Below are 21,240 nucleotides of genomic sequence, written 5' to 3'. Positions count from 1 at the left end.
ATATGAACTTTGAACAACATTTTACAGATAAGCAAAAAGGAATGATTTCTTTAGCATTAGAGTATGCTGATGCTATAGGTGAGAGTGTGGATAAAGTGTATATTTATACATCTTTTGAAAATAATTTGTATGCTTTTGATATTTTCTTCAAAAAGAATGATGAATACTATATGCTGCATGAATTATCTAATTCTGTTGACCCTAGTTTAATTATTGATGTTTTACAGATTGGAAACAAAGATTTAAGGGATATTAAACAGATTTGTGATAAATATGCTCAACAGATGCCAACTCAAATGAAAATAGTATATGATAATAATTTGAAAAAAGTATCAGCAGAATATTCTTATGATATTTTTCATTCTGATTCAACGACTTTAACCTACAGGGATATTTTTCAAAAATGGTTCAAGGAAGTGAAAAACAGCAGTCTATAGTTTTCATTAGCAGAGCCAGTTTTCAGCTCTGCTATTTTCCCGTAAAAATATGACCTAGGTCATCTATAGCGAAGCTGGTCAGTACATGAGCACTCGGGAAGTCTTGGCCAAAGAAGTTTGTCTCAAGGAACTTTATCAGGTTGACAATCCCTATAAGAAACGGCTTCAGGCCATGTTTGACTCCTACAAGTCTAGTGATGACTATAAAGAGAGCAAGCTGACCGAAGAGGATTACCTCTTTGCCAGCCATCAGACCCGAGCCTTTACTTATCATTCTCTCAATGATGAGAAGGCAGCTTTTGAGGGGAAACGAGACCTTCTTTTAGCGGCTGGTGTTGTCATTCTGACCATTTTCTGTCCTCCTGCAGGAGCTGTGGCAGGCGTTGCTTTGGCGGCAGCGGACATGTATTCAGCTGCTTCAGGTAAGGACTGGATAACTGGTCGTGAGCTTGATGATGGTGAGCGCTTGATGCGTGGAGCCTTTGCCTTGTTTGACCTTGTGCCAGGTGTTGGTTACCTCAATGACTTGGCCAAGACAGGTAAGGTGGCAGGTTTTGCAGGTATCAAGACAAGTTTGAAAACCAGCTTCAAGGAAGGTATGGAGCAGGCGGCTAAGAATGTGGATAACTTCAAGGTTGTTCTTAAGAACGTGGATGACTTTGGGAAGCGAGTTGTCACTAAAATTGATGATTTTGGAAAACAACTTGACAATTTAGTGACTAATAAGGTATCATCACTGGCTGACAATGTTGCTGGTAAACTTCGCCATGCGGATGAGACACTCAGTACTGCAGCACAGAATTTTAGTCTTAATAACATTGGATTTGAGCCCCAGCTAGTCAGCGGAGCTATACCAACACCTCCACCGGGTCGTTTATCTGGAGTAGCCGATAACCTCCAAGCCTTTGCCAAGAGTTTGAGTGGCAGTGTGGATGAGGTGGGGTCTTCAATGAATCGCTTGTCCAGCAATACAGATAGGTTTATCGATGATATTATTCGAGATGGCTCTCATTTTGATGATTTCGGTAACTTAAAACCTAATGCTACTTATCAGACTGGGGAACATAACTATCTATATCAAACAGACGATTTTGGTAGAATTTCACGAGCACAAGCGGATAACTTACAATTGAAAATTCATGATGGGCGATTGAGACACAATTCAATGACTCCGGATAAATTAGAGGGAGACCATGCAGGACATATCTTTGGTGATTTGTTTGGTGGCTCCCCTGAACTGGATAATCTATTATCTCAAGCCAAGGACGTTAACCTTAGGGAGTATCGGCGGATTGAGCGGGATTGGGCCGACGCACTGCGTGCCAATCCTCCTAAAAAGGTTGAAGCAGACATTAAAATTAACTATGATGGTATTTCTAAGAGACCGATAAGTTTTGAAGTTAATTATAAAATTGATGGCATCGAATTTTTGGAAGAAATACCAAATATAAATTTGAAATAGGAGTACTCAATGAAAACATTTGAAGATCAATTTATGGACATCCAAATTGGAATGGTATCTTTAGCAATGGAATATGTTCAAGGACAGGCGGATAAAGTATTTATATATGGAATTGCAGACAGTTTATATAGTTTTAATCTTTTTTACAGTATCCATGGGCACATTGTGCATAAGCATCAAATCAATGATTTCTTTTTAGATACAGAACAAACAGTAGATGTAGATTTACAAAGCCAATTATTGAAGTTAGGAATAGCTGATATAAAAAAACTTAAAGAGTTTTGTCTGGAAAATGAACGAGAATATCCGACTGAAATTTGGCTCACCTATGATGTGAAATCGAATAGTTTAGATGCTAAATATAACTACGAAGCTCGTTATGAAAATGATGAAGATTTAATTCCACGATTAGAATTTGAAAAGTGGTTTGAAGAAGTCAAAGCTGAAAAGAATAAATGATCGTTGGGACTGGGAATTCTCCAGTCCTAACTGTTAACTTGCAATTAGCATCATCACTCCGACTGTTTTTTGTCCTTAAAAAATAGATCATTATGCCAAACAATGTGGCAATCTAACCAAGAGTAAGGTCGCCTCTACAGCTGATAACCTTGCTAGACAGCTCCGCCATAAATGGTTTTGAAACCAGAGCTAAAGATTTTTCTAAGGCGGGTAAATCTGGTCCAGTGAATACATGGCATCATCATCAAGATGGAAAAACTTTATAATTGGTTGATAGAAAAATTCATAGACGCTTTACACATCGCGGAGGTATCTCTATCAAGAGAAATGGAGGAAAATAATGAGTTTACAAATTGAAAAATTTTGACATGCTAAAATTGAGGATATTCATGAGTTAGAAAAGGGATTTAATATTGTTTTACCAAAAGGCTATAAGCAATTTTTATTAGATTTTAATGGAGGTGAAACAATAGATTATGAATTAAACAAGATTACAATATAAGAAAATGGGCAGATAACTGTCAGATTTTTAGAGGGAACAGAGGTAGATTTGTAAGAAACTGTGACTGAAAGGTTGCAGTTTTTTGTGTTATAATTAGAAAAACAGATTTTAATACGGTGTCAAGTTATGGAATATATTTTGAGTAATATGTATGATGAATTCATTTTAGATGATATTAGTAATAAAATTGGAATTTTTCCTATTGCAAATTCTGATGATTTAGCTGAACATCTCATTCGTTATGTAAGGAGACATTACAATGTATATGATATCCTTTATTGTTAAATATGATGAAATGTAGTCATCAATATTAAAATTATCTACAAGTATCAATTGGTCTAAATCAACTGCTTCATATTTTGAAAATTGTTGCCTATCCTCATTGATTAACACCATTTCATAATCACTGTAGTTGTATATTCTATAATTTTTAGAATTCTCCCTTTCTGGTATTAAAAACAGTAGTACATGTACATTAGCAAATGGAATGACTTGGATAATGTTATAATCTGCACGATCTAGGGAAACTATTTGTTTATTGATAAGGCCATCGTACAAGATTTTTATCGTTCGAGAGTCTTTTTTGGACCAACCTTTACTGTCCAGTTCTTTTGAAATTTTTAGTTCATCTACTAATTCTTTCAAACGAATATTTGCATTAAGTGCCTCATTAAGAAAGTCAAAATCTATTTTAGCTATATTTTCCTTACTGAGGTGAAATAGGGATTCACTACACGTCAATAGACGGTAGAAACCTTGATTTTAATTACATTGCAGTACAAATCAATTGAAACTCTACAATTTTCTCTACATTTTTTAGATAATTAAATAAAGTAGAACATGCAGATAATAAAAGGAACACTTCGTATGAGGTGTTCCTTTTTAGCTTCTTATTTACAAACTGAAGAAAACCGATACAGTTATTCACCGTCTAAAATATTCTCTAACATTGGTTCAATAGAACTACATTTTAAACCTTCAATGAGCCGACGAGCATGGAAAGAATTTACTTTCAGAACTACATAACGCTAGGAAAAAATTTTATTTTTAGAAATTTTTGTATCTATATTTCATATCTAATTCTTGATAGATATAATATCTCAGAACTTCTTGAAGAAGCAATTTAGTCTCATACATCTCATGAACATCAGTTAACCTTGATGAGATCCGTGCAGAAATTCAAATTTCAAGAACCAACCTGGTGACACAAAAACAAGCCCTTGACGAACAAATTGTCCAACTGGCGCAAGAATTCGAACTCACTGCAGATGAATAAAATGCAATTATCGCTGAACAGCAAAACATGATGCTAGAGACGGTCGTCAATGGGGCTGGATTTGTTGCTCCTAGAAATGGGTTTATATCAGATTCCTTTGGCTATAGGCTCCACCCCATAACTGGGGACTGTAAGTTACATGGTGGGATTGATTTCACAGGATTCGGACCCATTGTAGCGGTTCAAAAGGGAACGGTTTTAGTGGCTGGCTATCACAGTCAATGGGGATACTATGTCAAATTAGATCATGGAAACGGCATTGAAACCCTCTATGCTCACATGGAGGCAGGAAGTCTTAGCGATATTTGGTGATATGGGAGCAACTTTACTTGTAACATTAAACAGTTTACGCTTATTGAAAATCAAAGAATAGGTTCTAAAATGGGTGTCAACAATCGGGTCAATCATTGAAAACAATGTTATGCTTCAAAAGGGATATTAACAGGAAATATACAACTAAAGGACTCTTTAACTGAGCAACGGAAAAAGCCAAATTTCTCAATTGATGTTGAGAAATTTGGAGAATGTTTATACGATTAGTAAAGTTGGCGAAAATAATAAATTTATTAATCTCATGGAGTATTTGAACTTTCAAAAAAATATTTATGAGTCATTGTACTGACCCCAAAAAGTTAGACAAAAAATATTATTGAAAGGATTTAGTTCTATACTGAACAGGACTAAGTCCTCTTACTCCTACCGTGACTATCAAAAATATAGGCAGTCTAGTCATAAATTTGAATTGAAACAACGTCTGTATTTTTTGATGCAACAGTCAAAGTCCTTTGATGATTTTTTAGAAAAAGCGGTGCAGTTACATGTTTATATTGATTTTAGTCAGAAGCATAGTCGATTCATAATGACGGATAGAGCAATGACAAAACCAATTCGAGGACGCCAACTCAGTAAACGAGATTTATATGATGAAGAATTTTTTCGTACACATTTCGCCAAGCAAGAGATTGAAAGTCGTTTAGAATTTTTGTTAAACCGTGTTAATTCTTTAGAAGAGTTACTAACAAAAGCAAAAGAATTGAATCTAACCATTGACTTAAAACAAAAAAATGTGACCTTTATACTTGAAGAAAATGGAAAGCAGATAAGTCTGAGTCATAAAAAAATAAGTGATAAAAAGTTGTATGATGCTGCCTTTTTTCAGAATTATTTTGAAGATAAGGAGTTGGTTTCCTCAGAAGTAGTTGAAAGTCTTCGAGAACAATATCATGCTTTTCAAGAAGAACGTGATAAGGAGAAGGTAGCCACAGAAGAAATTGAGGAAGCCTTTGAGGAATTTAAGAAGAAGCGAGATGCCGTTCATGAGTTTGAAGTGGAGCTTGCAGAACACCAAATTGAGAAGTTAGTTGATGAGGGGATTTATATCAAGGTGTCTTTTGGTATTAAGCAGAGTGGCCTTGTTTTCATTCCCAACTATCAACTAGATATTATTGAAGAAGACAATCAGAAAAAATATAAAGTTTATATTCGTGAGACAACTTCATACTTTGTCTATAACAAAGAATACTCGGATAAGAATCAGTATATTAAAGGGCGAACCTTGATTAGACAGCTAACTAAAGATAGTAAGATGATACCTTTCAGAAGACCGACTGTTGAAAGACTTCAAGAAAAGATTTCTGAGATTAACCTGTTGATTGAGCTAACTGAGACAGACAAAAAATACCAGGACGTTAAAGACGACCTGGTTGCAGAAATAGCAGTGCTAGATATCAAACTAAATCAAACCAATGAAAAAATCGCCACCTTGAATAAGATGGCGGAAGTGCTTATCAACTTAAAGAGTGAAGATCCGAATAGTCGAAAATTAGCAAGGTATGACTTTTCAAAACTGAATTTAACAGAATCAATTACAGTAGAACAAGTGACTGAAGAAATAAGAGCGCTACAAGAAGAACTGGGTCATTATCTTGATGAGTACGAAGGATTAGCTAGGAAGTTGGAAACATTTGTCAAGATTCTTAATACTAATAAACAGACAGAACACGAATTTCAAGGAGATATTGCCCTAGAATAAATAAAACCAGTCTATTGACTGGTCAAAAAATAGTATATTGAAATTAAAGTAATCGGTAGATTAGTTCTTTTAAGTCTTTAGCAGTTTGAACTTCATGAATTTTAGTATCAATAGGTAGTTTGCGTTTCCTGTGATTAAACCAAATGGATTTCCAACCAGCATTTAAGCTTCCTTCAATATCATTTTCAAAGTTATCACCAATATAAAGTGTTTGGTTGGGGAGAAAATTGAAATTCTTAGAAGCGAGATTAAAAATTTCAATTTGAGGTTTTTGGAAACCAGTTGCTTGGCTAATGATAATTTTCTGTTTATCAAAGTATTTTAGAACGTCTAATTGTGATAATTTTTTTAATTGATGTTTAACTGGACCATTCGTTATGATTCCAATGGGAATCCTTTTTGCCGAACAGTATTCAAGAATCTCTTTTAATTCAGGAAACAAGGTAATTGAACTGAGTTCTTTTTCGTATGTTTTTTGGAAAGAGAGTGCTAAATCATCAGAAATACTAAAAGATCCAAATTCACTTATTATCTGTTTACAACGAAAAATACGTAGTTCTTCAATTGAAATTTGCTTATTAGTGTATTTTGGAAAAGCAATATCAGACCAATACCTGAATCGTTTATAGATAAGTTCAATTTCAGAAATATCAAGTTCAGGAAAACATTGTATGATACTATTTTTGAATGGTAAAAGATGGTCATATAAGGTATCATCAAGATCAAAAACGATATTTTTATAAGTCATAAGTGAGTTTAATCTGCTTGAATAATAGTTGTTTGTTGGCCAAATTCATTTAATTGGTCTTGGGATATTTGACTATCGGTGATGATAGTATCAATTTGTTCTAGAGTATAGAAATTAAAGAAATCATAACGATTGAATTTGGTACTATCAACCAACAAAATTTTTTCAACAGCATTGTCCAGTGCTAATTGTTGAATTTCTCCTTCAACATCACTGTATGTTGCGATAGCATTATCTGATACGGCGTTAGCACTTACAAATGCTTTGGAAAAGCGTAAGGTTTTTAAGTTGGTTGTAGCCATTGAACCAACGAAAGCACCTGTAATTTCTCTGTACTCTCCGCCAATCAATAATAAGTCAACAGTCCTACTCTTATTCAGTATAAGGAAAACAGGAAGACTGTTTGTAATTACACGAATATTACGAGTTTTTAACTCAACTGCTAGATGTTCTAACGTTGTTCCAGGACCAATAAAAACAGTTTCACCATCTTTGATGATCGAATTGGCTTTTTGTGCAATAAGTTTCTTCTCTTTAGTTTGAAGTACCTTTTTTTCAATATGAGTTTTTTCGTGCGGTTCTTCATCTTTATAGAGTCGTTGTGCTCCTCCATGTATACGAGTCAGGAATCCTGCTTCAGCAAGTGCGTCTAAATCTCTTCTAGCAGTCATATCAGAGATATTTAGCTCTTTCATCATATCTTTGACAGTAATAACACCTTCAATATTTAACATATCTAAGATACGTTCGTGCCTTTCTTTCTTTATCATAACTATGTTTCCTTTCTGTACTTACAAAATAACTATCTGTTAGTATTCTATCATAATAAAAATATAAAAACAAACAAAACAGAACATAATTAACATAAAAATAGTTGACAATATAACAAAACATGATTATATTATATGTTTGTAAACGTCATTGAAAGTGTAACAGAGGAGGAATAAGTCATGACGAAAAAAATAATAGGCGTTGATTTAGGTGGAACATCAGTAAAATTAGCCATTTTAGATGTTTTAGGAAATATAGAAGCTCAATGGTCAATCCCAACAGATATAAGTGATAATGGCAAAAATATTGTATCTGACATTATCAGTTCCATTCAAGAATATCTATTAGAAAATAGCTTATCTTTAGGCGATATTAAGGGCATAGGCATGGGAAGTCCTGGCAAGATTGATTTTGAAAAAGGAACAGTAACAGGAGCTTATAACTTAGGGTGGTCGAAAGAACAAAATATCAGAGAACAATTTGAAGAAGCATTTGGTCGTCCTTTTTATATAGATAATGATGCTAATGTTGCGGCGCTTGGTGAACGATGGAAGGGGGCTGGAGATAACGCACCTGATGTTATTTTTGTAACACTTGGAACAGGTGTAGGTGGAGGAATTATTGCTCAAGGCCAATTACTTCATGGTGTTAATGGAAGTGCTGGTGAGATTGGTCATATGGTTGTTGATGAAGATGGATTTCCATGTACTTGTGGGAATATTGGATGTTTGGAGACTGTTGCTAGCGCCACAGGGATTGTCAATATTGCAAAAAGCTTTGCTAGTCAATTTGATGAACCAAGTGAATTAAGAAGGTTAATTTTAGAACATCAAGTAACTGCAAAGGATGTTTTTGATTTCGCTAAGAAAAACGATTCTCTTGGCCAAAAAATTGTATGGCAATTTGCCAATTACTTAGGTAAATCATTGAGTCAATTGGCTAATGCACTTAATCCCAATTATATTGTTATTGGTGGTGGTGTTTCTGCTGCAGGGGATTTTCTTTTAGATAAAGTAAAAGAAGAGTTTGATAGATTTGCTTTTCCAACAGTTAGGAATTCTACTAAACTAGCTTTAGCTACTTTAGGGAATAATGCTGGAGTGATTGGAGCTGCAAGCCTAGTTTTATAATAGTTATACCAACAAATATTAAGTTTGTTGGTGTTTTTATTTTTTTGGAAAACAAACAAATCAAACACAATTAGTTTTAAACACAAAAAAAAACACATAAAACTGTTGACTTTTGTTTTTAATGGTGGTATTATAATGGTGTAGAAATAATGAAAGCGTTATTTCAAACAGTTTTGCAAAAATTTATCGTCGATGTAGCTACATTCAATTATTTTCTAATGTAACAGGAGAAAGAAAATGGCAGTAATTATTGGTGCTGATAAAGCAGGTACAGAACTTAAAGAGACAGTTAAATCATACTTGATTGAACTTGGTAAAGAAGTTGTTGATGTGAGTAAAGATGGTCAAGACTTCGTAGATGTAACTTTAGCAGTTGCTAAAGAAGTGACTTCTAACGATTCAAACTTAGGAATCGTAGTTGATGCGTATGGTGTTGGACCTTTCATGACAGCAACTAAAATCAAAGGGATGATTGCTGCGGAAGTTTCAGATGAACGCTCTGCTTATATGACACGTGGTCACAATAACTCACGTATCATTACCATTGGTTCTGAAATTGTAGGACCTGGTGTTGCCAAAAATATCGCTAAAGGATTTGTTGAAGGTGAATATGATGGAGGTCGCCACCAAATTCGTGTTGATATGTTGAATAAAATGTGCTAAAAAATCAAAAGTTAAAATTAGAGGAGAAAACAAATGAAAATTGCAGTAGGCTGTGACCACATTGTAACTAACGATAAAATTGCGGTAGTAGACTATTTGAAAACTCAAGGTTATGAAGTGATTGACTGTGGTACTTACGATAACATTCGTACGCATTACCCAATCTTTGGTAAAAAAGTAGGTGAAGCAGTTGCGAGTGGTGAAGCAGACCTTGGTGTATGTATCTGTGGTACAGGCGTCGGCATTAACAATGCTGTCAATAAAGTTCCTGGTATTCGCTCAGCTCTTGTTCGTGATATGACATCAGCTATCTATGCTAAAGAAGAATTGAACGCTAACGTCATTGGTTTTGGTGGTAAAATTACAGGTGGCTTATTGATGACAGATATTATTGAAGCATTTATCCATGCAGAATATAAACCAACAGAAGAAAATAAAAAATTGATCGAAAAAATTCAACATGTTGAAACACTCAATCAAGGACAAGCTGATCCACACTTCTTTGATGAATTCCTAGAAAAATGGGATCGTGGTGAATATCACGACTAAGGGGTAAGGTTATGATTCTGACAATAACAATGAATCCGTCAGTTGACATTTCTTATCCGCTTGAACAATTCAAATTAGATACCGTGAATCGTGTTGCTAAAACGCATAAAACTCCTGGTGGAAAGGGTTTGAATGTTACTCGAGTTCTTTCCCAACTGGGAGATGATGTGATTGCAAGTGGTTTGTTAGGCGGTAAAATTGGAGAATTCATAGAGAGTGAACTAGATAAGTCAAGTGTGAAACACTCCTTTTATAAGATTGCTGGAGAAACGAGAAACTGTATTGCCATTTTGCATGATGGAAATCAAACAGAGATTCTTGAACAAGGTCCTACGATTAGTGAAGAAGAAGCAACAGGGTTCTTAAACTATTTTGAAAAACTGGTTCCAGATTTAGGGATTGTAGCTATCTCAGGTAGTCTCCCAAAAGGTCTTGATACAAACTTTTATTCTCGTATGGTGGGAATTTGTAATAAATATAATATCCCAGTTGTATTAGATTGTTCAGGAGAGGCCCTTCTAAATGTACTTGATGGACAAGAAAAACCCACAGTTATTAAACCAAATACTGAGGAACTTTCTCAACTAGTAGGAACGGAAGTGACTGATGATATTGATAGTTTGAAATCAGTTCTTCACAATTCTCTTTTCGATGGGATTGAATGGGTGATTGTTTCACTTGGTTCAAATGGAGCCTTTGCAAAACATCATGATGTTTTCTATAAGGTATCTATCCCTAAAATTGAAGTGGTCAATCCTGTTGGCTCAGGAGACTCAACGGTAGCTGGTATTACATCTGCTTTAGTTCATAACGATAGTGATGAGAATTTATTGAAAAAAGCAAATGTACTTGGTATGTTGAATGCTCAAGAAGCGCTAACAGGTCATGTCAATCTTAACAATTACGATAATTTATTTAATCAAATAGAAGTAAAAGAGGTATAATAATGGTATTAACAGCACAAAAACGTTCATTGATGGAAAAAGTCAGCGATAAAAATGGTGTTATCTCAGCTTTGGCTTTTGATCAACGTGGGGCACTCAAAAAAATGATGGCGAAACATCAAACAGAAGAGCCAACAGTTGAACAAATTGAAACATTGAAAACAATTGTTTCAGAAGAATTGACAAAATATGCGTCTTCTATTCTTCTTGATCCAGAATACGGTTTGCCAGCATCTAAAGCTCGAGCGGACGAAGCAGGGCTATTACTTGCCTACGAAAAAACAGGATACGATGCAAGTACAACAAGCCGCTTACCAGATTGTTTGGATGATTGGTCAGTCAAACGCCTTAAAGAACAGGGTGCCGATACACTGAAATTTTTGCTATACTATGATGTAGATGGTGATGAGCAAGTAAACCGTCAAAAACAAGCATACATTGAACGTATTGGTTCTGAATGTAAGGCGGAAGATATTCCGTTCTTCCTTGAAATTCTGTCTTATGACGAAGGTATTGCAGACAACACAGGTGTTGAGTTCGCCAAGGTAAAACCTCGTAAAGTGAATGAAGCGATGAAAGTCTTCTCAGATGAGCGTTTCGGTATTGATGTTCTTAAGGTTGAAGTTCCAGTCAATATGAATTTCGTTGAAGGTTTTGGTGATGGTGAAGTTGTCTACACTAAGGAAGAAGCAGCACAACACTTCCGTGACCAGGAAGCTTCAACACACCTACCTTATATCTATTTAAGTGCGGGTGTTTCTGCTAAATTATTCCAAGATACCTTAGTATTTGCGGCAGAATCAGGTGCAAAATTCAATGGTGTTCTTTGTGGACGTGCAACATGGGCTGGCTCAGTTCAAGTCTTTATTGAACAAGGTGAGGAAGCTGCTCGTGAATGGTTGCGTACAACTGGATTCCAAAATATTGATGAATTGAACAAGGTTTTGGAAAAAACTGCTAGTCCATGGACTGAAAAAGTATAATCATAAAAATTTTCGGAGGAAATAATCATGAATAGAGAAGAAATCACTCTTTTAGGATTTGAAATTGTATCTTATGCTGGTGAAGCACGTTCCAAATTATTAGATGCTTTAAAAGCGGCACAAAATGGCGACTTTGAAAAAGCTGAAGAGTTGGTGGAATCTGCTAATTCAAGCATTGTTGAAGCACACCATGCTCAAACAAGTCTACTTCAAAAAGAAGCAGCAGGTGAAGATCTAGCCTTTAGTGTAACTTTGATGCACGGGCAAGACCACTTGATGACAACTCTTCTATTGAAAGATATGATGAAACATATGATCGAACTTTATAAGAGAGGTACAAACTAATGAATAAACTAATTGCTCAAATTGAAAAAGGGAAACCATTTTTCGAGAAAATCTCACGTAATATCTACTTACGTGCTATCCGTGATGGCTTTATTGCCAGCATGCCAGTTATCTTATTCTCAAGTATTTTCCTTCTGATTGCTTTTGTTCCAAACATCTTTGGATTTAATTGGAGTGAAGAAGTAGTTGGGATGTTAATGAAACCTTACAACTACACAATGGGTGTGGTCGCACTTTTGGTTGCTGGAACAACTGCAAAATCATTAACTGATTCTGTAAACCGTGATCTTGAAAGTACAAACCAAATCAACTTCTTGTCGACTATGCTTGCCTCAATCACTGGTTTCTTGATTTTGGCATCAGATGCAATTGAAGGAGGCTTTGCAAGTGGCTTCTTAGGGACTAAAGGTCTTCTTTCAGCCTTCGTCTCAGCTTTTGTCATTGTCAATATCTACAAAGTCTGTGTAAAAAATAACGTTTCTATTCGCATGCCAGACGAAGTTCCACCGAACATTTCGCAGGTTTTCAAAGACTTAATTCCATTCACATTATCAATTGTAACTCTTTATGCTCTTGATATCATTGTTCGTAATACTGTTGGTACAAGTGTTGCTGAAGCAATCGGAACATTACTTGCACCGCTCTTTACAGCAGCTGATGGTTATCTTGGAATCACGATTATCTTTGGTGCCTATGCTCTTTTCTGGTTCGTTGGTATTCATGGGCCATCAATCGTTGAACCTGCTATTGCTGCTATTACTTATGCCAATATTGAAACAAACTTCCAATTACTTCAAGCTGGACAACACGCTGATAAAATCTTGACTTCAGGAACTCAAATGTTTATTGTAACGATGGGTGGTACAGGTGCAACTCTTGTGGTGCCATTCATGTTCATGTGGTTGACAAAATCAAAACGTAACCAAGCAATCGGTCGTGCATCAGTTGTTCCAACCTTCTTCGGTGTTAATGAGCCAATCTTATTTGGTGCACCTCTTGTTTTGAACCCAATTTTCTTTATTCCATTTGTTTTTGCTCCAATTGCAAACGTATGGATCTTCAAATTCTTCGTTGATGTTCTTGGTATGAACAGCTTTAGTGTGAACTTGCCATGGACAACACCTGGTCCTCTAGGTATTATCATGGGTACTGGTTTTGGTCTTTGGTCATTTGTTCTTGCTTTGACTTTGATAGTTGTAGACGTACTTATTTACTACCCCTTCTTGAAAGTCTATGACCAACAAATTTTGGAAGAAGAACGTTCAGGTAAATCATCTGATAGTTTGAAGGAAAAAGTTGCTGCTAACTTTAACACAGCAAAAGCAGACGCTATACTTAAAAATGCTGGCGTTACTAAAGAAATTAAAGAACAAACAAACGTTCTCGTCCTTTGTGCAGGTGGCGGTACAAGTGGTCTTCTAGCGAATGCCTTGAACAAGGCTGCTAAAGAATACGGAGCTCCTGTAACAGCTGCGGCTGGTAGTTATGGTGCTCACCGTGAAATTTTACCTCAATATCAATTAGTTATCTTGGCGCCTCAAGTGGCATCTAACTATGAAGATATGAAATTAGAAACTGACAAACTCGGTATTAAGTTAGCTAAAACTGAGGGTGCACAATATATCGGATTGACCCGTGATGGTCAAGGTGCTTTGGACTTTGTAACACAACAAATCGAAGGCTAATGCTATACATGTAAGGGAATAGTGAGATTAACGGAGTAGCTTATCCGAGAATAATCTGCTCTTCCCTTTCTTTTATTCATTAGAAAGAGGAATTGAAATGACTAAAACATTACCAAAAGACTTTATTTTCGGTGGAGCAACAGCAGCTTACCAGGCAGAAGGGGCAACTAAAACAGATGGAAAAGGCCCGGTCGCATGGGATAAGTATTTAGAAGACAATTATTGGTACACAGCAGAACCTGCAAGTGATTTTTATAATCGTTATCCTGTCGACTTAAAGCTGGCTGAAGAATACGGTGTCAATGGAATCCGTATTTCGATTGCTTGGTCTCGTGTATTCCCTACTGGATATGGTGAGGTCAATCGCAAAGGAGTTGAGTACTATCATAATTTATTTGCAGAATGTCATAAGCGTGGTGTAGAACCATTCGTTACCTTGCATCATTTTGATACACCAGAAGCCTTGCATTCAAACGGTGATTTTTTAAATCGTGACAATATTGACCATTTTGTTGCCTATGCTGCCTTCTGTTTCGAAGAGTTTCCGGAAGTGAACTACTGGACTACCTTCAATGAGATTGGACCTATCGGTGACGGGCAATACTTAGTTGGTAAGTTCCCTCCAGGTATCCAATATGATTTGGCAAAAGTTTTTCAATCTCATCATAATATGATGGTTTCCCATGCACGTGCAGTTAAGCTTTATAAAGATAAAGGTTACAAAGGGGAAATCGGTGTCGTTCATGCTTTACCAACCAAATACCCTTATGATCCAGCTAATCCAGATGACGTGCGAGCTGCAGAATTAGAAGATATTATTCATAACAAATTTATTTTGGATGCGACTTACCTTGGCCGTTATTCTGAGAAGACAATGGAAGGCGTTCAGCACATTTTAGCAGCAAACGGAGGTGAACTAGACCTTCGTGAAGAAGACTTTTCTATTCTCGAAGCGGCTAAAGATTTGAATGATTTCCTTGGAATTAACTACTACATGAGTGATTGGATGCAAGCTTTTGATGGTGAGACTGAAATCATTCATAACGGTAAAGGTGAAAAAGGAAGTTCCAAATACCAAATTAAAGGTGTTGGTAGAAGAGAAGCACCAGTAAATGTTCCGAAAACAGATTGGGATTGGATTATTTATCCTCAAGGTCTATATGATCAAATTATGCGGGTAAAAGCAGACTATCCTAATTATAAAAAGATTTACATTACTGAAAATGGTCTTGGTTATAAGGATGAATTTGTAGACGGAACAGTTTATGATGATGGTCGTATTGACTACGTGAAAAAACATTTGGAAGTGATTTCTGATGCGATTTCAGATGGTGCTAACGTTAAAGGATACTTTATCTGGTCTCTGATGGATGTTTTCTCATGGTCAAATGGATATGAGAAACGTTACGGTCTCTTCTATGTTGATTTTGAGACACAAGAACGTTATCCTAAAAAATCAGCGCATTGGTACAAGAAAGTTGCTGAAACTCAAGTCATTGATTAATCCTTACTATGAAAGTGTGTACCTATGTTTAAAACATTAAAAAGAGTGATAGACGGTGTTTTAACTTCTGCCTATGAAAAAGTTTATATTGTTAATTTTGAAAAATGTCCATATATTCCATACATCGATCAGAATGTTTTAAAATCTCTAGGGAAATGGTATGTCTCTACTGGAGGAGAATGGATTTGTCATTCAGATTTAGAATGGGATGACTTCAAAACATTGTTTAACAATCTCTTAGAAGGTTCGTTAAAAGTGAATGTTAGATATGAAATGGACTATATGCCTTTTCAGCAATCATAGAGTATAATTGGGGAATCAACTAATGAAATTAAAAAATGATGAATTAACGGTTGAATTTAAAGCAGAGGGGGCGACCATCAGTTCGATTAGAGATCGAGATGGTGTGGAATATCTTTGGCAAGGTAATCCAGAGTACTGGGGTGGTCAGGCACCAGTTCTCTTTCCTATCTGTGGTAGTCTAAGAAATGATGGGGCCACTTTTCAGGTTGGTGAAAAAACAATTTCTGGATCCATGCCTCGCCATGGGATTGTCAGAAAACGCACTTTTGATTTAGTAAAACATACCGAAAATGAGATACAGTTTCGTATTTTATCTGACGACGAGATGTTAAAGCAATACCCATTTCCATTTGAACTCCAACTAACATACCGCTTGGATGGTAAGAGGTTGGAAACAGAATATGCAATTCGATATTTAGGTGAGTTAGATGCGATGCCATTCTTTATTGGAGGCCATCCAGGATTTAATTGTCCATTATTAGAGGATGAAGCTTTTGATGACTATTACCTAGAATTCGAATTGGAAGAAGATTGCACGATTCCAGAAAGTTTCCCAGAGACGGGACTTCTTGATTTTTCAAAACGTCAACCAATGCTATCTAAAACCAGAATTTTAGACTTGAATTATGAACTGTTTCAACATGATGCGTTGACGTTTGATAACCTTAAATCTCGAAAGGTTGCTTTGAAAACCAAAAATCATCAAAAAGGATTAAAGGTATCATTTGAAGATTTTCCTTTCTTAGTTGTTTGGACAACAACCAATAAAGGACCATTTATTGCTCTGGAACCGTGGAGTGGCTTATCTACCTCTTTGACAGAAACGGACAACTTTATCGATAAAACTCATGTCACTTATGTTAAAAAAGGCGAAGTATCTCGCAAAGCATTTACAATTGAAATTTGTTAATGAATTTGGCAATTAGCTTAATAATATTTACTTTAATATTTTTACTTATATCATGAAATTATGATTTATTGATTTAAAATTTATCAATAAACTTCAGTAATATTGAGGTAATATATCAGCTGTCATATTATGACAATTTCCAAGTTTTCTTCTAAAAGTATTCTATACTTTTCATAGAATAAAGCTATATGTACCAACGTATAAGGGACTTGAGAGAAGACAATGACTTCACTCAGAAATTTGTAGCTGAAAAACTATCGTTCTCTTCCACAAATTATGCAAAGATTGAGAGAGGTGAGGTAGTTCTTACAGCTGAAATACTTATAAAACTCTCTGCACTATATAACGTTAGTACGGATTATATTCTTGGACTATCAGACTGTCCTCAAAGAATTAAACAAAAAATAAAATAGTCTCTCCTTGATTTGTTCATTGACAATTGAATAAACCGAGGTGGGACTTTCTTATTTGTCGAGCAATTTAGTGAGATACGCCGTGATAGGAGCGAAAATTATTAGCTATAAAATAGAGTGGTTCTCTATCTGCCATGACCACAAATAAGGACAATGATACTTCTGAACGTTCAGGCTGCCATCGTAAAAGGACAGCGGGTGAGATGCCCATGCACGATTTAACCAATCATACCCACGGAGGAAATGATAGAGTATCACGTTATCAGGAGGAAAAATTTTGGAACAAACAGTTGTAAAATATAGTCTGCAGTTATCAATGCTTAATTTTTTATACTCTAAAGAATTGTTATCTAAAAATGAATATGAAAAAATCAGAAACAGACTGCGTATTAAGTACACAAAATAGCTGACCTTTTGATTTGAACGCGGTAATATAGAATCAAAAGGAGGAATTTCAGTATGAAAAACAATAATGTTGAAATAATAAAAGCTGATTCGTTAGTTCGTCGAAGAGGCGACAATTTCGAAAGAGACTCAAAAAGGGTTGCTGCTTATTGCCGAGTTAGTTCTGATAGCGAAGATTAGAAGAACAGCTATGAATCTCAGGTGAGACATTATAAAGATTATATCTCTCAGCGGTCGGATTGGGAACTGGCAGGTATCTATGCAGATGAGGGGATTTCAGGAACACAAGTAGGAAAAAGACAAGATTTTCAACGATTAATAAATGATTGTGTAAATGGAGAAATAACAGTTCGATTTCATGAGGGAACCGAGGTAGACTTGTAAGTGACTGTGACCGAAAGGTTGCAGTTTTTTGCGTTGTTTCGTGGTATAATGAAATTGTTCTAATAATTACATTATTAATGATAGTTAAATAGAGTTATAAATAAGAAAGGAATATTGCAAATGATAAGCAATTCAAAAACATTGTTTCAAAAAACAAAATACAATGATTATGATAATATAGATATGTTGCTATCTCAATTCAATTACGATAATTGTCCGGAAGCTGAGTTAAAAATTGAATTTGAAGAAAGGTTGCTTCGAGCAAAACAAACTTCAGTTAAAAAACCAATTTTTATTCCAAATGGATACGAAAAGTTTAAAAAAAAATTAGTTTTGAACGATGAGATAGTGTTAGAAAAAGGTTTTAGTTTTTATCATCATTGCGAGGATGATATTGTAAAATTCGCTTTAGAGAATAGAGAGAATGGTAATATTGATTTGAGGGAGGACGAGTTGCGTGATAAGATTCAGAGGGCAGGCCTCATGGCTAGTCGGTACGACTACCTAGCGTCTTTGGTTTGGTGGAGGAGCTAAATATGCGTAAAGAGAGGTTACTATCGGCAACCTTTGAGCAATCAAAAAAGGTTGTTAGTAAGAAGATACTAACAGAAGAAGGTGCACAGGTTGGCGTATTATCTTCTATGAAGCTATCTCAAAGGTTTTCTGGGCTAGTCATTTTATTACTTTTTATTATGTCATATGGAGTAGGAGTATATCTACCAGAAAGTCTCTTAACCTCAACAGAGAAAATTAGATACATATCAACCTCTACTGCCCAATCAATTGTCACTATTGGAACAATCTTTAGAATCCCGCTATTGGCACTGATGTATTGCTCAATAGTAATGGTTATCATAAATGTTTTTCCAAAAAAAAATTATGCACATCAATTGCTTTATGGAACCATTACTCTTCTTGTTTTTTTAATCACAGTATTTTTGATGCTGTTTCCCTTTACAATCGGTCTCACAGTAGGTGCCTTTGGATGGATTGGTTTTTTACTTCAACTGTTAGTATGTGTATATCTGTGGAAGACTCTAGTAATCTCAAATGTAGAACAGCTTAAAAAACAACTTTATAAGGGGGAACCAGCTAATAAAGACTGGGGAGAGAGCCTAATGGCATTTATCAAGAAGTATGGAGGTGTTCTATTACTTCTAGCTATTGTCAATCGTTGGACCTTCAATTTTGGGGAAGCGATCAAAACGCAACCAGACATTTTCAGTTTCTTGTATGGTTGGGCTTTCTTATTAGTTGCGGCTCTCATGATTTTTACTACGGGCATGACCCTGAAAAATTTTGTAGCTGCATTTTACTTTTTCAAGTACCAAAAAGAATATCGCCAGTTCTTTAAAGTCTCAAACGAGCAATGGTATGGTAAATGGCGTGCAAAAAAGATGAATAAAAATAAATAATAGGAGTAAAATAATGACTAAAGAATTATTAGCCATTATTGAACTGATTTTACTTCTTATGTAGGTGGTTTGATGAATAAATATGGACAGAATTTAATAAAAAATGCCTCTAAGTTAGATGCATTAACGGATGCTTGCGGAGAAGTAACAAAATTGGCTACTGTGATAGCTGAAAATAATAACAAGTCAGCTACGATATCTTTGTTAAAAAGATTATGTTGCTTGGATTGATTAGTAAGAACCATAGAAAGAATAATTGATTAGTCAGATGAATTAGAATGGCTTACATATAGCTATCTCTATATTGTAGTGTAGTTAGAGGCAAAATCAAAGCACTTCAAGCAAATACTTGGAGTACTTTTTGATAGATGAAAGCAGGAGGTTGTATATGAAGAAGAACTATATTTTATTAACAGCGTATATGATTATAATGGGAATAGGACTTTTTATCAGTAATCATTTCTTAAATACTCCATATAATTCAACGGAGTTCAGCAGGAAGTTTTTGCCGTTTATGTTTATATTAGCGATATTGGTTTTGTACTACGGCATAAAAAATAAAAATGAATTAACCTTGCACTCAGAAAGCAAGCCTAGCTATGTATTTTCAGCACTTTTGTTCATCCCTGTAGTAGGGTTTGGACTATATTCAATTGTCAGAGGATTTAGTCCGGATTTAGCATTTGTTATATTGATAATAGATACTGCTTTGATTGGAATAGCTGAAGAAGGCATGTACAGAGGGATATTGCTTGGTGCAATGGCGAAGAAGATGAATCCGGCTCTTGCCATACTGCTGTCTTCAGTGCTATTTTGTGCATTGCATTTAATAAATGTTATAGGAGGTCTATCAGTCTCCGAACTAATGGGACAACTTTGCTCAACCTTTGTTATGGGAGTGTTCTTAGGAGCTATGTATTTGGACACACGAAAAATACTGTTCCCTATAATTTTCCATTCTCTTTGGGATTACATATTGCTCAGCGGTAGCCTTGCAGAAGTTCAAATTCTGCCTATAGTATTGATAGGGGTATATGTTTTAGAGGTGGTTATTTCCCTTGTAATAATGATTAAACTTCTAAGGAAAAAAGAAAGGTTTTTCAGCTAGTAAGGGAATACAATTTTATATGCTTCTCCGACATTCAGATTGGTCGAGGTGAACGAAACTTAATAAAACTGAATTCAAAGATATGAGGCGATAGAAATGGAGTATCATACCCCAAAATCTATCGTCTTTTCTGGTGTCCGAAGTTAAAAAGAGAGGGATGCGAAAACGGAATGTGATTGTTTTTACCACCAATCCTCCTTATGAGGTAGTCGCTCTGCTGGTGAAAGCCTAGAAACCTTTGAACGAAAGCATATTGAAAAGCCTTGGAGACAAGGCTTTTTAGCTTGGGGTGGGTAAGTATCAGAGTAAGTAAATTTTTGGAGGGAGTAGAAGTGATAGCTAGAAATTATCAGTTTCTATTTCCATTTACCCTGTTGGTACGTGTTTGTTTCCATTGACAAGGAGTTTGTGGAAATAGAAACGTACCCACTTTTACATCATTTAATTGATTGCCCCTGAAAGTGGAGATAAAGGGAAATGAGTAGATATAAAATGTGATATAATAAAAGAAAAATTATTGTATAGAATGAGAAGAGAGTATGAAATATAAAGACTTTATTAGAATAGTTTCGTTCAAAAGTATAATCCTAAATCTGACCAACTTTATTTCGTTCTATAGTATAGGGGGGGTGCTCTCAGCACACGTCGAGTGTGTTGCTCTGCTAGTAAAAGCCTAGAAACCTTTGAACGAAAGGGTTAATGAAAAGCCTTGAAACCAAGGCTTCAGACTGAAGACAAAGTCCTTAGAATTTATTTTCTAAGGGCTTTTCTTCGTATTTAGGAGTATAATATAATAAAAAGGACTTGTGAGG

At 35.5% G+C, this 21,240-nt stretch carries 24 protein-coding genes and 3 pseudogenes; 23 read left to right on the top strand and 4 right to left on the bottom strand.

All coding sequences use genetic code 11. The annotated features are described in order from the left end of the window. Window positions 1–2 precede the first annotated feature (2 nt). The 4 genes from RFK25_RS08040 (at window position 3) to RFK25_RS11765 (ending at window position 2,860) form a co-directional block, all read left to right on the top strand. On the top strand, window positions 3–437 hold the full coding sequence (locus RFK25_RS08040) for a hypothetical protein (protein ID WP_332412832.1): 435 nt from the start codon (window positions 3–5) through the stop codon (window positions 435–437). A gap of 85 nt (window positions 438–522) precedes the next feature. Next, a complete protein-coding gene (locus tag RFK25_RS08035; protein WP_332412830.1) occupies window positions 523–1,899 on the top strand; it encodes a DNA/RNA non-specific endonuclease in 1,377 nt (458 codons plus the stop codon). Between the two features lie 9 nt (window positions 1,900–1,908). Further along, complete coding sequence (locus tag RFK25_RS08030; RefSeq protein ID WP_170243437.1) at window positions 1,909–2,358, top strand: hypothetical protein; 450 nt, start codon at window positions 1,909–1,911, stop codon at window positions 2,356–2,358. 376 nt (window positions 2,359–2,734) lie between these two features. Beyond that, window positions 2,735–2,860, top strand: coding sequence for an SMI1/KNR4 family protein (locus RFK25_RS11765; protein WP_170243439.1), 126 nt, complete (start codon window positions 2,735–2,737; stop codon window positions 2,858–2,860). 219 nt (window positions 2,861–3,079) lie between these two features. On the opposite strand, the gene RFK25_RS08025 is transcribed toward RFK25_RS11765, so the two are convergent. Beyond that, window positions 3,080–3,505 (bottom strand): hypothetical protein, encoded by a 426-nt coding sequence (locus RFK25_RS08025; protein WP_332412828.1) that lies wholly within the window; start codon window positions 3,503–3,505, stop codon window positions 3,080–3,082. A gap of 402 nt (window positions 3,506–3,907) precedes the next feature. Continuing rightward, a pseudogene (locus RFK25_RS11760) lies at window positions 3,908–4,015 on the bottom strand (HEPN domain-containing protein); the annotation flags it as partial. 148 nt (window positions 4,016–4,163) lie between these two features. Here RFK25_RS11760 and RFK25_RS08020 point away from each other — a divergent pair. Beyond that, complete coding sequence (locus RFK25_RS08020) at window positions 4,164–4,448, top strand: M23 family metallopeptidase (RefSeq protein WP_332412826.1); 285 nt, start codon at window positions 4,164–4,166, stop codon at window positions 4,446–4,448. 382 nt (window positions 4,449–4,830) lie between these two features. Further along, a pseudogene (locus RFK25_RS08015) lies at window positions 4,831–6,168 on the top strand (SAG1250 family conjugative relaxase); the annotation flags it as partial. 43 nt (window positions 6,169–6,211) lie between these two features. Here RFK25_RS08015 and RFK25_RS08010 read toward each other — a convergent pair. After that, window positions 6,212–6,916 carry an HAD family hydrolase gene (locus RFK25_RS08010; protein WP_002936389.1) on the bottom strand — a complete coding sequence of 235 codons (705 nt, stop codon included), beginning with the start codon at window positions 6,914–6,916 and terminating at the stop codon, window positions 6,212–6,214. A gap of 8 nt (window positions 6,917–6,924) precedes the next feature. Then, window positions 6,925–7,686 (bottom strand): DeoR/GlpR family DNA-binding transcription regulator, encoded by a 762-nt coding sequence (locus RFK25_RS08005; protein ID WP_002936387.1) that lies wholly within the window; start codon window positions 7,684–7,686, stop codon window positions 6,925–6,927. A gap of 180 nt (window positions 7,687–7,866) precedes the next feature. On the opposite strand from RFK25_RS08005, the gene RFK25_RS08000 reads away from it, so the two are divergent. From RFK25_RS08000 to RFK25_RS07920, 17 genes and pseudogenes are all read left to right on the top strand, one after another. Then, window positions 7,867–8,817, top strand: coding sequence for an ROK family glucokinase (locus RFK25_RS08000; protein WP_002936385.1), 951 nt, complete (start codon window positions 7,867–7,869; stop codon window positions 8,815–8,817). Between the two features lie 237 nt (window positions 8,818–9,054). Beyond that, window positions 9,055–9,480, top strand: coding sequence for a galactose-6-phosphate isomerase subunit LacA (gene lacA, locus RFK25_RS07995; RefSeq protein ID WP_003084983.1), 426 nt, complete (start codon window positions 9,055–9,057; stop codon window positions 9,478–9,480). Between the two features lie 33 nt (window positions 9,481–9,513). Continuing rightward, window positions 9,514–10,029 carry a galactose-6-phosphate isomerase subunit LacB gene (gene lacB / locus RFK25_RS07990; RefSeq protein WP_002936382.1) on the top strand — a complete coding sequence of 172 codons (516 nt, stop codon included), beginning with the start codon at window positions 9,514–9,516 and terminating at the stop codon, window positions 10,027–10,029. 11 nt (window positions 10,030–10,040) lie between these two features. Continuing rightward, window positions 10,041–10,973, top strand: coding sequence for a tagatose-6-phosphate kinase (gene lacC, locus RFK25_RS07985; RefSeq protein WP_332412825.1), 933 nt, complete (start codon window positions 10,041–10,043; stop codon window positions 10,971–10,973). Window positions 10,974–10,975: 2 nt separating this feature from the next. Further along, complete coding sequence (gene lacD / locus RFK25_RS07980; protein ID WP_003084249.1) at window positions 10,976–11,956, top strand: tagatose-bisphosphate aldolase; 981 nt, start codon at window positions 10,976–10,978, stop codon at window positions 11,954–11,956. A gap of 27 nt (window positions 11,957–11,983) precedes the next feature. Then, entirely contained in the window at window positions 11,984–12,301 is a 318-nt protein-coding gene (locus tag RFK25_RS07975) for a PTS lactose/cellobiose transporter subunit IIA (RefSeq protein WP_001078262.1), read from the top strand. Continuing rightward, entirely contained in the window at window positions 12,301–13,986 is a 1,686-nt protein-coding gene (locus RFK25_RS07970) for a lactose-specific PTS transporter subunit EIIC (RefSeq protein WP_332412823.1), read from the top strand. Before RFK25_RS07975 ends, RFK25_RS07970 begins: the two co-directional genes overlap by 1 nt. Window positions 13,987–14,083: 97 nt before the next feature. After that, a complete protein-coding gene (gene lacG, locus RFK25_RS07965) occupies window positions 14,084–15,490 on the top strand; it encodes a 6-phospho-beta-galactosidase (RefSeq protein WP_000169304.1) in 1,407 nt (468 codons plus the stop codon). Window positions 15,491–15,514: 24 nt separating this feature from the next. Beyond that, a complete protein-coding gene (locus RFK25_RS07960; protein WP_332412822.1) occupies window positions 15,515–15,793 on the top strand; it encodes a DUF3884 family protein in 279 nt (92 codons plus the stop codon). 22 nt (window positions 15,794–15,815) lie between these two features. Beyond that, a complete protein-coding gene (locus tag RFK25_RS07955) occupies window positions 15,816–16,703 on the top strand; it encodes an aldose 1-epimerase family protein (RefSeq protein ID WP_332412820.1) in 888 nt (295 codons plus the stop codon). Between the two features lie 188 nt (window positions 16,704–16,891). Continuing rightward, the gene (locus tag RFK25_RS07950; protein ID WP_000284847.1) at window positions 16,892–17,116 is read left to right on the top strand and encodes a helix-turn-helix domain-containing protein; all 225 of its coding nucleotides are present in this window, start codon (window positions 16,892–16,894) and stop codon (window positions 17,114–17,116) included. A gap of 134 nt (window positions 17,117–17,250) precedes the next feature. Continuing rightward, a complete protein-coding gene (locus RFK25_RS07945; protein WP_153299043.1) occupies window positions 17,251–17,412 on the top strand; it encodes a hypothetical protein in 162 nt (53 codons plus the stop codon). Between the two features lie 163 nt (window positions 17,413–17,575). Continuing rightward, window positions 17,576–17,866, top strand: a pseudogene (locus RFK25_RS07940) (recombinase family protein); the annotation flags it as partial. Window positions 17,867–18,025: 159 nt separating this feature from the next. Beyond that, window positions 18,026–18,439: a hypothetical protein gene (locus tag RFK25_RS07935; protein WP_002943581.1), complete on the top strand. Its 414-nt coding sequence runs from the start codon at window positions 18,026–18,028 to the stop codon at window positions 18,437–18,439. A 2-nt stretch (window positions 18,440–18,441) separates the two neighbouring features. Continuing rightward, the gene (locus RFK25_RS07930; protein WP_002943583.1) at window positions 18,442–19,320 is read left to right on the top strand and encodes a hypothetical protein; all 879 of its coding nucleotides are present in this window, start codon (window positions 18,442–18,444) and stop codon (window positions 19,318–19,320) included. A 72-nt stretch (window positions 19,321–19,392) separates the two neighbouring features. Then, window positions 19,393–19,551 carry a hypothetical protein gene (locus RFK25_RS07925; protein WP_332412819.1) on the top strand — a complete coding sequence of 53 codons (159 nt, stop codon included), beginning with the start codon at window positions 19,393–19,395 and terminating at the stop codon, window positions 19,549–19,551. A gap of 157 nt (window positions 19,552–19,708) precedes the next feature. Further along, complete coding sequence (locus tag RFK25_RS07920) at window positions 19,709–20,428, top strand: CPBP family intramembrane glutamic endopeptidase (RefSeq protein ID WP_332412818.1); 720 nt, start codon at window positions 19,709–19,711, stop codon at window positions 20,426–20,428. The last annotated feature ends 812 nt before the right edge of the window (window positions 20,429–21,240 follow it).

Source organism: Streptococcus sp. SS-4456 (assembly GCF_036680365.1).
In the GTDB taxonomy this organism is placed as follows: domain Bacteria; phylum Bacillota; class Bacilli; order Lactobacillales; family Streptococcaceae; genus Streptococcus.
This window is presented reverse-complemented; position numbering and strand designations above follow the sequence as displayed.

Bases quoted from the DNA above. Each gene is read 5' to 3' on its own strand.
- RFK25_RS08040 (WP_332412832.1), top strand. From the start codon at position 3: ATGAACTTTGAACAACATTTTACAGATAAGCAAAAAGGAATGATTTCT.
- RFK25_RS08020 (WP_332412826.1), top strand. From the start codon at position 4,164: ATGATGCTAGAGACGGTCGTCAATGGGGCTGGATTTGTTGCTCCTAGA.
- RFK25_RS07960 (WP_332412822.1), top strand. From the start codon at position 15,515: ATGTTTAAAACATTAAAAAGAGTGATAGACGGTGTTTTAACTTCTGCC.
- RFK25_RS07925 (WP_332412819.1), top strand. From the start codon at position 19,393: ATGAATAAATATGGACAGAATTTAATAAAAAATGCCTCTAAGTTAGAT.
- lacA (WP_003084983.1), top strand. From the start codon at position 9,055: ATGGCAGTAATTATTGGTGCTGATAAAGCAGGTACAGAACTTAAAGAG.
- lacC (WP_332412825.1), top strand. From the start codon at position 10,041: ATGATTCTGACAATAACAATGAATCCGTCAGTTGACATTTCTTATCCG.
- lacB (WP_002936382.1), top strand. From the start codon at position 9,514: ATGAAAATTGCAGTAGGCTGTGACCACATTGTAACTAACGATAAAATT.
- RFK25_RS08005 (WP_002936387.1), bottom strand. From the start codon at position 7,686: ATGATAAAGAAAGAAAGGCACGAACGTATCTTAGATATGTTAAATATT.
- lacD (WP_003084249.1), top strand. From the start codon at position 10,976: ATGGTATTAACAGCACAAAAACGTTCATTGATGGAAAAAGTCAGCGAT.
- RFK25_RS07955 (WP_332412820.1), top strand. From the start codon at position 15,816: ATGAAATTAAAAAATGATGAATTAACGGTTGAATTTAAAGCAGAGGGG.
- RFK25_RS07950 (WP_000284847.1), top strand. From the start codon at position 16,892: ATGTACCAACGTATAAGGGACTTGAGAGAAGACAATGACTTCACTCAG.
- RFK25_RS08000 (WP_002936385.1), top strand. From the start codon at position 7,867: ATGACGAAAAAAATAATAGGCGTTGATTTAGGTGGAACATCAGTAAAA.
- RFK25_RS07975 (WP_001078262.1), top strand. From the start codon at position 11,984: ATGAATAGAGAAGAAATCACTCTTTTAGGATTTGAAATTGTATCTTAT.
- RFK25_RS07970 (WP_332412823.1), top strand. From the start codon at position 12,301: ATGAATAAACTAATTGCTCAAATTGAAAAAGGGAAACCATTTTTCGAG.
- RFK25_RS08030 (WP_170243437.1), top strand. From the start codon at position 1,909: ATGAAAACATTTGAAGATCAATTTATGGACATCCAAATTGGAATGGTA.
- RFK25_RS08010 (WP_002936389.1), bottom strand. From the start codon at position 6,916: ATGACTTATAAAAATATCGTTTTTGATCTTGATGATACCTTATATGAC.
- lacG (WP_000169304.1), top strand. From the start codon at position 14,084: ATGACTAAAACATTACCAAAAGACTTTATTTTCGGTGGAGCAACAGCA.
- RFK25_RS07930 (WP_002943583.1), top strand. From the start codon at position 18,442: ATGCGTAAAGAGAGGTTACTATCGGCAACCTTTGAGCAATCAAAAAAG.
- RFK25_RS07945 (WP_153299043.1), top strand. From the start codon at position 17,251: ATGACCACAAATAAGGACAATGATACTTCTGAACGTTCAGGCTGCCAT.
- RFK25_RS07935 (WP_002943581.1), top strand. From the start codon at position 18,026: ATGATAAGCAATTCAAAAACATTGTTTCAAAAAACAAAATACAATGAT.
- RFK25_RS08035 (WP_332412830.1), top strand. From the start codon at position 523: ATGAGCACTCGGGAAGTCTTGGCCAAAGAAGTTTGTCTCAAGGAACTT.
- RFK25_RS07920 (WP_332412818.1), top strand. From the start codon at position 19,709: ATGAAGAAGAACTATATTTTATTAACAGCGTATATGATTATAATGGGA.